The organism is Streptomyces sp. NRRL B-24085, from assembly GCF_001282115.1.
In the GTDB taxonomy this organism is placed as follows: domain Bacteria; phylum Actinomycetota; class Actinomycetes; order Streptomycetales; family Streptomycetaceae; genus Streptomyces.
The window spans coordinates 1-3621 of the sequence record NZ_LJBR01000621.1 but is presented as its reverse complement, the minus strand read 5'-3'; the positions used below and the strand labels follow the sequence as shown (position 1 = coordinate 3621).

At 70.9% G+C, this 3621-nt stretch carries 1 protein-coding gene and 2 pseudogenes; all 3 read right to left on the bottom strand.

All coding sequences use genetic code 11. The features are described 5' to 3' along the window. Positions 1-600, bottom strand: a pseudogene (locus AOJ26_RS40405) (serine/threonine protein phosphatase); the annotation flags it as partial. Positions 601-895: 295 nt separating this feature from the next. Beyond that, positions 896-1418: pseudogene (locus tag AOJ26_RS40400) on the bottom strand (DUF402 domain-containing protein). A gap of 72 nt (positions 1419-1490) precedes the next feature. After that, on the bottom strand, positions 1491-2900 hold the full coding sequence (locus AOJ26_RS40395; protein ID WP_078960205.1) for a class II fumarate hydratase: 1410 nt from the start codon (positions 2898-2900) through the stop codon (positions 1491-1493). Positions 2901-3621: the final 721 nt, after the last annotated feature.

Genomic DNA, 3621 nt, shown 5'->3' with positions numbered 1-3621 from the left:
CCGCTCGTCGCCGACGGGCAGCGGATCGCGCAGGTAGACCAGGATCGCGTCCGAGAAGGTCGGCACGGTCGCCCGGCACAGGCCCATCACGATCTCGTCCAGGTCGATGCCCCGGGCGATCCGCCGGGTCGCCGCGCCCACGAAGCGCAGCCGGTCGCCGTCGCGCCGCATGGGCGTGGGCCGGCCCGGGGGCAGTCCTTGTCCGGTACGGCGTTCGTCGCCGCGCTGGGAGAGCCGCTCGTCCTCACCGCCGGGCTGGACCGGAACACCCTCGGGGAAGGGCCGGGGACGGTGCGTGTCCGGCTCCGCGGCGGCCGGCTGGGAGTGCTCGGGGCCGGTACCGGCCGGGTTCATGCCCATGTCCTTGTTGTTGCCGGTCTTGCCGGTCTTGCCGGTCTTGCCAGTCGTGCTGTTGCCGGCCTGGACGACGGGTGCCGCTTCCGGGGCGGAGTCACCGGAGCGGACCTGAACGGGTAAAGCGGTCGGCGCCTCACCGCCGTGGGCGGGCGGCTGCGCCGGGGAACGCAGGAGCGCCCCGCGGGGGTCCGTGGGGTCGACGCCCGCCTGGGGGCGTTCGAAGGAGGTCGGGTGCTCCGTCACGCGTGTCGAATCCGTCCGTCCGGGGCTGCGCGCCGTACGCGCAGTGGGTCCCGCCGAAATCCCGATACCCGGAATGCGTGTCCCAGGAACGGAATTCCCGCGTGGTCAGGGGCTGTTCCTGCGTTTTCGGTCAACCTTCCGCGGCCCGTACCGGTGTTGCCCTCGTACCCCACGCTCACGTCCTGCCGCCCCTCGGTGACGATCGGTCAAGCCCAGTGCCCGCTCCGGTAGTTGCCGCTGCGCGCTCTTGCGGAGGACGATCCTACGTTTGCAGCCCGGGGGCGCATCAAGGGTCTCATGAGGACAAGTGCGCGGGCGTACGGTCCCAGTCTTCCGGAAGGAGCGGCACGGTCCAGGACGGATCGGGGCGCCAGTCGGGCCAGCCGTCCGAGAACGGCGGGCCCCAGGCGCGGATCACCTCCACCGCACCGCGACCCGCCGATCTGACCCGTTCTGCCAGGTCAGGGCCCATGAGCCCGTCCCGCTGGGCCTGCGCGAACTCGTCCTCGTCCCGCCACTGCCAGCCGCCGTCCGGATCCACGGTGATGTCCAGGAAGTGGTCCTCGGAATCCACACCCCCGGCCCAACGCGCCAGCGGCTCCTCCAGGTTCACGTACCAGTTCTTGAACCGCCAGCCCGGCTCCCAGAACAGCCACACCGACCACGTCCTCGTCGTCGCGCACCACGGTGACCGGGCGGGCGATGTGGAACTGCTCGCCGGCGTTCTCCCGGTAGCGCCACAGGATCTGACTCCCGGGCTCCCAGAAGTGCGCCGTCGTACCCGCTTCCACCGCTCTCACCGCTCCACCGTCCGTCATGCACAGATATTAGGTGCCATAGGCATACGACGCTGCGGTACGCGTCACGGTTCACGCCGGGGGCGGCAAAGGTTACGGCCGTGTCATCCGCAGGACATCCAGTGCCTCGTCGAGTTGTCCGGCCGTCAGATCACCGCGCTCGACGTACCCGCCCTCCAGTACGACCTGGCGAATCGTCTTCTGTTCCGCGAGGGCCTTCTTGGCGACCTTGGCGGCCTCCTCGTACCCGATGTACTTGTTGAGCGGCGTGACCACGGAGGGCGAGGACTCGGCGTACTCCCGGGCCCGTTCGCGGTGGGCGACGATGCCGTCGACGGTCCGGTCGGCGAGCAGCCGGGAGGCGTTGGCGAGCAGCCGGATCGACTCCAGGACGTTCTTCGCGATGACCGGCAGCATGACGTTGAGCTCGAAGTTGCCGGCCGCGCCGGCGGTCGCGACGGTGGCGTCGTTCCCGATGACCTGTGCCGCGACCATGAGCACGGCCTCCGGGATCACCGGGTTGACCTTGCCGGGCATGATCGACGAGCCGGGCTGGAGATCGGGGAGCGAGATCTCGGCCAGGCCCGTCCTGGGCCCGGAGGACATCCACCGCAGATCGTTGGCGATCTTCGTCAGCCCGACGGCGATGGTCCTGAGCTGCCCGCTGGTCTCGACGATCCCGTCCCGGGCGCCCTGGGCCTCGAAGTGGTCCCGCGCCTCGGTGAGCGGCAGCCCGGTGGTGCGGGCGACCTCCTCGATCACGGCGGCGGAGAAACCGGGCGGGGTGTTGATGCCGGTGCCGACCGCGGTACCGCCCAGCGGCAGCTCGGCGAGCCGGGGCAGGGACGCGGTGAGGCGTTCGACGCCGTACCTGACCTGCGCGGCGTACCCGCCGAACTCCTGCCCGAGCGTGACCGGCGTGGCGTCCATCAGATGCGTCCGCCCCGACTTGACGACGTCGGCGAACTCCTCGGACTTGCGGGTGAGGGCGTCGGCGAGGTGCTGGAGCGCGGGGACGAGGTCCCGGGTGACGGCAGCGGTGGCGGCGATGTGGATGGAGGACGGGAAGACGTCGTTGGACGACTGCGAGGCGTTGACGTGGTCGTTGGGGTGCACGTCACGGCCGTCGCCGAGCCGCTCGCTCGCCAGGGTCGCGATGACCTCGTTGGTGTTCATGTTGGACGAGGTGCCGGACCCGGTCTGGAACACGTCGATCGGGAAGTGCGCGTCCCACTTCCCCTCGGCGACCTCCTCGGCGGCCTCCTGGATGGCCTCGGCGATGTCCTTGTCGAGCACGTTGAGCCGCGCGTTGACCTTCGCGGCGGCTCCCTTGATCCGGGCCAGCGCCTCGATGTGCGCCCGCTCGATCTGCTGCCCCGAGATCGGGAAGTTCTCCACCGCCCGCTGGGTCTGCGCCCGCCACTTGGCGTCCGCCGGCACCCGGACCTCGCCCATGGAGTCGTGCTCGATACGGAACGCCTGTTCCTGCTGCTCGTCGGCCACTGCCGATCACCTCCGCCTTGGTCAGCGTCTGCCCCTGTGGCACCTATTCCTGCCGGAAACCCGCTCGAACCGCCCGGGGACTCCCCTGCGAGTGCCCGCCGGGACCACGCCCAAGGGCCCGGGAACGTCGACCTGGCCGTGCGGGACGATGACCCGGGAGCCCGTTCCAGGCGGAGCCGCCTGGTCCGGGGCTGGGCTGCCGTGGGGCGGGAGGTCGACCTGGTCTTGCGGGGCGGGTGGCCCGGGGGTGAGTGCGGGAGCCCTGTTCGTGCTGAGCCGTTTGGGCACGCAATGCGGAAGCCGAACGGCAAGGTGGCGCATCGAGGAAGCGGTCACCCTTGGCTTCGGCCCCCGAAACCCGGTCCCTGTCGAGCCACCCGGTACGCGACTGCGCTGCGGGACCGGCCCGAAGGGCACGAGGGACGGCGACCTGCTCGCGAGTCGAGGAAACGGCACCTTCCCTCCAGCCCCGGAGGCAGCGGGCCCGGGGCCGTTCCCCGACCGCCCATCTCACCCGGCTCACGCCTCGCGGGGTCGAAGGGGCGGCAGCCCCTGGGGATGGGACGGGTAGGGGCGGCGGGGGCGAAATCCAATTCCCCCCACACCCCCCCACACCCGATGGCGCAACGGCTCACAGGACCCGTCATGGACGTCCGCCGGGGCGAAGAAACACGACCCCCGGAGAGAGGACGGGCAAGGGCGGCGAAGGCAAGACCAAACC